The sequence below is a fragment of the Lichenibacterium minor genome (assembly GCF_004137685.1).
GTDB classification, from domain to species: Bacteria; Pseudomonadota; Alphaproteobacteria; order Rhizobiales; family Beijerinckiaceae; genus Lichenihabitans; species Lichenihabitans minor.
The window spans coordinates 1-5,892 of record NZ_QYBB01000098.1; the positions used below are offsets into that span (position 1 = coordinate 1).

General features: G+C 66.6%; 8 protein-coding genes. All 8 read left to right on the plus strand.

All coding sequences use genetic code 11. The features are described 5' to 3' along the window. Window positions 1–101 precede the first annotated feature (101 nt). On the plus strand, window positions 102–1,580 hold the full coding sequence (locus D3273_RS27005) for a hypothetical protein (RefSeq protein ID WP_129230045.1): 1,479 nt from the start codon (window positions 102–104) through the stop codon (window positions 1,578–1,580). Next, window positions 1,580–1,813 (plus strand): type 2 periplasmic-binding domain-containing protein, encoded by a 234-nt coding sequence (locus D3273_RS27010; RefSeq protein ID WP_129230047.1) that lies wholly within the window; start codon window positions 1,580–1,582, stop codon window positions 1,811–1,813. Before D3273_RS27005 ends, D3273_RS27010 begins: the two co-directional genes overlap by 1 nt. A 20-nt stretch (window positions 1,814–1,833) precedes the next feature. Next, window positions 1,834–2,184: a hypothetical protein gene (locus tag D3273_RS27015; protein ID WP_129230049.1), complete on the plus strand. Its 351-nt coding sequence runs from the start codon at window positions 1,834–1,836 to the stop codon at window positions 2,182–2,184. Then, complete coding sequence (locus tag D3273_RS27020; protein ID WP_129230050.1) at window positions 2,184–2,999, plus strand: hypothetical protein; 816 nt, start codon at window positions 2,184–2,186, stop codon at window positions 2,997–2,999. Before D3273_RS27015 ends, D3273_RS27020 begins: the two co-directional genes overlap by 1 nt. A gap of 6 nt (window positions 3,000–3,005) precedes the next feature. Then, entirely contained in the window at window positions 3,006–3,281 is a 276-nt protein-coding gene (locus D3273_RS27025; protein ID WP_129230052.1) for a hypothetical protein, read from the plus strand. A 572-nt stretch (window positions 3,282–3,853) separates the two neighbouring features. After that, window positions 3,854–4,459 (plus strand): hypothetical protein, encoded by a 606-nt coding sequence (locus tag D3273_RS27030; protein WP_129230054.1) that lies wholly within the window; start codon window positions 3,854–3,856, stop codon window positions 4,457–4,459. Next, window positions 4,459–4,800, plus strand: a complete 342-nt coding sequence (locus D3273_RS27035) for a hypothetical protein (RefSeq protein ID WP_129230056.1) — start codon at window positions 4,459–4,461, stop codon at window positions 4,798–4,800. Before D3273_RS27030 ends, D3273_RS27035 begins: the two co-directional genes overlap by 1 nt. After that, window positions 4,793–5,892, plus strand: a 1,100-nt coding sequence (locus D3273_RS27040; protein ID WP_129230058.1) for a Gp138 family membrane-puncturing spike protein, incomplete at its 3' end; no start/stop codon positions are given. The genes D3273_RS27035 and D3273_RS27040, both read left to right, overlap by 8 nt.

Sequence of the window (5,892 nt, forward strand, 5' to 3'; positions counted from 1 at the left end):
GCGGCGGGCTCCGCCATGTGCGGAGCTCCGCCCACCGCCCTCGACTCCAAAACTCCACCAGCTCCGTGGACGCTACCCGCAGCGAGCCGGGAGGCGGGGCATTGACCTTCCGCGACAGTCCGCACCCCCTGGCATTCTTCGGCCTCCTGAAGTGGATCGACGGCCGCCCACTACTCGACACGATCGAGACCTACCGCCGTGAGATCCTGTCTGCGGTGCTCTACGACTTTGACGGCGATCGGCCGCGCTACAACTTCGCCCTGACCGGCCGAGGAAAGAAGAACTTCAAAACGTCGGACCTCATCCTCGCGACGCTCTATCGCTTTATCGCCTGGCACAGCCCGGCGGGAAACGACTGCTTTACGCTGGCGAATGATGAGGGCCAGGCCGCCGACGATCTGAAGTTGGCGAAGCTCCTCATCGCCGCCAATCCCGACTTGGCTGCGGAAGTTCGGGTGCTCGACAAGGAGATCGTCCGCCGGGACGGCCGCGGGACGCTGGCGATCCTACCGGCGAAGGACAGCGCGGGCGCTCACGGCAAAACCTACTCGATTTGTGGATTCGACGAAATTCACGCCTACAAGGGGCATGAGATCTTTGAGGCGCTGGCGCAGGACCCGACGCGCCACGACAGCCTCATGTGGATTACGTCCTATAATTCGATGAACGCCAAGCCGGGGGTGCCCCTCTTCGACTTCCTCAAGGCTGGGCGCGAGGGCTCCGACGAGCGGATGTACTTTTCGTGGTACGCGGGCGATTACACGACCGATCCCGCCCTCGTGGATGCAGAGACGCCAGAGGAGCGAGCCAACCCGAGCATGGCTTCGTGGGGGAACCCGGGCTATCTCGCGCAGCAGCGCAAGCGCCTGCCGACGCATCGCTATCGCCGCCTGCACCTCAACCTGCCCGGCGCCCCGGACGGCGCCGCCTTCGAAGCCGAGCGCATCACGGCCGCTGTCGTTCTGAATCGCGTCCGGCTACCCCCCGAGCCCGGCCGGCGCTACCACGCTCATACAGACATGAGCGGCGGCTCCAAGGATGATGCCACTCTCGCTATCGCGTACCGCGATGAGGAGACGGGCAAGGCGGTGCTGGCCTCCGTCATGGCTCAGAACGGCAAGGCCCCGTTCAACCCGCGCGATGCCATCGTGAAGTTCGCGGCCGAGATCAAAGCCTACGGCCTCGCACGGGTGGTCGGCGATGCCTTCGCCGGGGAAACTTTCCGCCGGGACTTTGAGGCCACTGGCATCTCCTACGTTGTCGACACCCGCAGCGCGAGTGAGCTTTACGAAACATTCGAGCCTTCTCTGAACGCGGGCGAGGTCGAACTGCTGGATGTCCCTAAACTCACGGATCAATTGATCTCGCTGATTTGGAAGGGAAACAAGATCACGCACCAGAGCAACGACCATGACGACTATTGCACGTCGGCATGCGGCGCTCTGATTTCCGCTGCGAAGAAGTCCTCTGACATCGTCATAACCGATGAGCTTTTGGAGCGTTTCTCCAAGCCTCTCGCCTATAGCCCTCGTGGAGGTCGCCACCTTGGCTCCCGCTCCCGCTTCGGAGGTCTCCGCTGATGAGCAAGCTCCCCCGCCTTGCCCACATCATCGGGCCCGACAAGCCGAAGGCGGTTGTCCGACCCTATCCCACCAGCATGGTCGCTCAGGACGGGCAGCACTTCGCGCTCGGCGAGCCCATGCCGCTCGACCCGACCACCATCCGCCGCAGCCGACGTCACAAGCTCCCCGCCGCCGAAGACGCCAAGCTCGGCCCGATCGTGCAGGGCGAAGCCCACCGCATCGCCGATTGAACCCGCTGAAAGGACACTCTATGCCCCGCTCCGCATACCCCCTTGCCCTCGACGCCGCCCCGCAAGATGGGAGGTGGCTCGACGATCCCGCCGCCGTCAAGACGGTGCTGCAGTTCCTGCTGAGCAAGCTGCCGCCGGATCAGCTCGCCGAAATCGACGAGCATGTTACCGAGGGAACCACGCCCCAGGCGACAGACCACCGTCTCCCCGAGAGCGACCTCAAGCGCGATCTCCTGAAGTACACGCCCCGCAACCGCCGCAGCATGGTCAACAGCGTCGTCGGCTCCAGATCGAACCCCCTCGCGATGGACGCGGCCGAGCGCGCGCGTATCCACGACATGCTGTTTCCGAACGCGGGCAGGCTGAAGTGATGGGCCGCCGTCCCCGCGCCATCATGCCTCTGACCGCCGAGGTCACCACCACCCGCACGGAAGCGCTGGACGTATCCGTGCCACCCCTGGCGAGCCCGCTGGCGGCCGTTCCGCCTGAAACCGCCCCAGCACAGCCCGAACGCTCCCGCGCCCGCCAGGTGCTCGCCGACGCTATCGCAGAGGTGCGGGCGTTGGAGATCGAGTCTGCCGAGGCCGGCGCCGCCGTGTCAGAGGCTGATAGCGCTCGATGGGCGGCAGAGTCTGTCTTGACCGCCGCCGAAGAAGCGTTGGAGCGCGCGCGACCTCGCCCAGGCTTCAACGCCCCTCGGCCTCGCGAGCCCCACACTTTCCGTTCGCAGGAGGAAGCGGACGCCTACACCGTCCTCCTGAACACGCCGCCCCCGTCGATTGAGGATGCCAAGGCCGCGGTGGCGAGCGCGACGGACGCGCGCGATTCCGCCCTTGCGGCCTTGCAGTTTCATCAGAAGCGTCTCGACCAGGCGACACAGCGCCTGTCGTGGAAGCGGTCGAGCATCGGCAGGGCTGCGGATCTCGCCGTTCACTACGACCCGGCCATGGCGGCGCTGGCGGCGGAAACAAAGAAGCTAGTCACTCTTGCCGCGGCTGCGGAGCGGGCCTTCAGCCTTGCGACCGGCGGGGCATTGCTCCAGCGGGACAATCCCTATCACGGGGCGACCGCACCGACCGACTTCCGAACCGACCCTGAAGGATGGGCGCTGCTGCATCGGTGGCGCGAGGCGCTGGCGGCGCTGCAGTCCGACCCCGACGCGGTCCTGCCCATGCCGGACGAGTGATGCCACTTGGACCTTACCCCGGCCGAGACGGCGCTCGTGGAGTTGCTGCGGACCATGGGTTCCGAGCCGCTGCATCTCGCCTTCACCTCGACGGGCAACGGCGTAGCCTTTTCGCTGGTGGTGCCCGACACGGCTCCGGTCGCGGGCTGGGGTCCGACCGTCGAGGAAGCCATGAGCAACACCTATGGGGTGCCCGACCCCGAGCCGCCGCCTGCGCCTTCGTTGCGGCTCCAGGTGGTCGCCGGCACGGACCGGGCGCCGCAGAGATCCCTGCGAGCATGAACGCGGGGTGTAGCCAGGCGGAGGTGCGAAAACGCCGCCAGCGGGCGCCTGTATCCTTCGGGCCGACCCCGCCCTCGCCTCCGGCCTCGCGCCGTCGAGGTGGGGTTCCCTTTCTTTGTCATGGTATCCTGATGCCCCTCGCGCCCCTCGCGATCCTCGCCCTCACCGCTGCCGCCGCGGTCGCCCTGTCGAGTGCATCTCGGCACCTTCCGCCCAGCGCTGTCATCGTCAACCACGTCCCGCCGGACGCTTGTGTCGCCTATTGGGGCCCGGGCCCATGCCGGGAGCATGGCCACACGGTCCTCGGCCTCACGGACGCTGTCGCTGGTCCGCCACCGTCAGGCTGGCACGGGAAGGTGCAAGAGCGGCCTTTGCCTGGGGCTGCGCAGTGATGGCCTCGACCCCTTCCTGCCTTTCTACAGGCCCCGCAGCGATCGCTCGCGCCTTCGGCGACCGACTCGACCTCGCGCGGCAAGCCGACGCGATGGTCGCCCGCTCCATCCCTATCCGCTTCGTTGCCCGCGCCGCGGTTGAAGCGCTGGTGGCGCGACTGAAAGCTGAGGGATTTGGGCATGGCGGTTAAGTCAACCCTCAAGCGCAACGGCTCCGGCCTCGGCCCTATCGAAAAGGCCGTCGCGCAGCTTAACCGCACGCGTTTGCTCGTCGGCATCCCGAGCGGCAGCCGCCGCGATCCCGAGCCCGGGGAGAAGGGCACGCCGCCGAGCAATGGCGTCATCGGCTACATGATGGAATTTGGCGACGCGGCGATGAACCTTCCGGCCCGGCCCTTCCTGCGCCCGGGCGTCCGAGCTGCGCTCCCTGAGATCCGTAAGGGCATGCTCCGCGCCGCCACGGGTGCCTTGTCGGGCAAGCCGAGCGAGATCAAAGACGGCTTCGATCAAGCGGGCTTGATGGCTGTCGACAGCGTTCAGCGAACCATGCTCTCGGGTGGATTTGCCCCGCTCTCTCAGCGGACGATTGAGGCGCGCGCCCGACGTAAGTACGCCGACACTGGCAAGCTTGTTGGAGCGAAGCCCAACCGCGACGCACGCACCTTCCTCGAATTGCAGAAGCAAGGCACGCCGGATGACGTGCTGCACGAGGCCGATCTCGCAACGCCACTGCTCGACACGCGGGATCTCTTTCGCAGCATCAAATATATCGTGAGGCAGAAGTGATGGATGACTCACCCACCACAGAAACCTCCTGCCCGCACATGGCGGCGTGGCTGGCGACCAAGCCTCACTTTCCCGGGCCGCTCGACGCGCCGGGCATGGCCTACATCGGCGAAAAGCTGATGGAGATGGGTGCGGTGGCCGCTCAGGCGGGATGGAAGGTCGAGTTTCGCGGCGCCCTCGTGAAAGTGCTGGCCGGCACCGTGGCCGCTTCTATGGCCGACATGACGGAAGACCAGGCCTTCGCGCTGTCGCTGGAGCTTCGGGAGGCGCTGTATCTGGAAATCCTGCGCTTCCGGCGCGCCGCTCAGCTCGACCACAATGCGGGGGCGTTCGATGCCTGATTTCCGCGAGCTTTTCGACAATCCCGAGGAAGGCTTCCGGTCCATGTGGGCCGGGATCAAGTCGCACATGCACACTGCCATGGTAGCCCGCGTCACGCAGGCGTCAGACGGGCATACGGTCCAAGTGCAACCTACCGTGCGCCAGGCGATCAAGGATCCGACGCTCACGAAAACCAGCTACGTCGATTATCCCGTGGTGCCGGACAGCCCCGTGCATTTCCCGGGCGGCAACGGCACCGTCCTCACGCACGGGTTGACCATCGGCGATGAGGTGCTGACGCTCTTCGCCGAGAACGGCATCGACGCTTGGCATCAGAACGGCGGCACGGCTCAGCCTATCAGCGATCGGGCGCATTCGCTGTCGGACGGCATCACGATCCCGGGCGTCCGCTCCGATCCGCGGCGGCTGCAACAAGTCGACGCGAGGGCGGCCCACCTTCGGAGCGAAGACAAGCTCCACGTCCACGAGTTGCACCCCGACAACGGGCATCGCACCTTCTCCGCCGATCCGAGCACCGCGCCGGCATCGGCGACCTTCGATCCTCTCACGATGACGTCGAAATTCATCGACCACGCCGTGCAGGGTGCGAAGGGCCTTATCGGCCGCGCCGTGTCGGGCAACGTCCAGCACACCCACGGCGTCGACCATGACCAGGGGGCGTGGATGTCGGCCTTCACGTCGACTGGGTCCAACTTCGTCCGGGCGCACCCCGTGCTGGGCTCGATCCTCTCCGCCCTCGACGGCAAGCACAGCGTCATGGCCGGCCTCGGCGGGGTGGCGATCCAATCGGCCACCAGCATCAGCATGGCGTGCCCGGCGGGAGGGCTATCGCTGCCATCTGGAGGCGTGTCGGCCGGCGCCTTGGCCTCCGGCGCGGCCTCGTCGAACGTCGGTGCGCTCGGCGGGGATCTCTCCGGCACGTTGCCGAATCCGATCGTGACGTCCATCGCCCACCTAACGGGCCAGGACAAAACCCTTGTGCAGGCGGCCAGCGACAGCGCTGCGGCGACCGCGGGGGTGGGGATCGGCGCGGCCTACGTCAACACGGCAGTGAAGACGGGCGTGGGCGTGCTGGCGGTGAGGCTGACGTG

What these genes read in the sequence shown, in the direction of transcription:
- D3273_RS27010 (WP_129230047.1), top strand. Translation starts at nt 1,580, where the DNA reads ATGAGCAAGCTCCCCCGCCTTGCCCACATCATCGGGCCCGACAAGCCG.
- D3273_RS27015 (WP_129230049.1), top strand. Translation starts at nt 1,834, where the DNA reads ATGCCCCGCTCCGCATACCCCCTTGCCCTCGACGCCGCCCCGCAAGAT.
- D3273_RS27020 (WP_129230050.1), top strand. Translation starts at nt 2,184, where the DNA reads ATGGGCCGCCGTCCCCGCGCCATCATGCCTCTGACCGCCGAGGTCACC.
- D3273_RS27030 (WP_129230054.1), top strand. Translation starts at nt 3,854, where the DNA reads ATGGCGGTTAAGTCAACCCTCAAGCGCAACGGCTCCGGCCTCGGCCCT.
- D3273_RS27035 (WP_129230056.1), top strand. Translation starts at nt 4,459, where the DNA reads ATGGATGACTCACCCACCACAGAAACCTCCTGCCCGCACATGGCGGCG.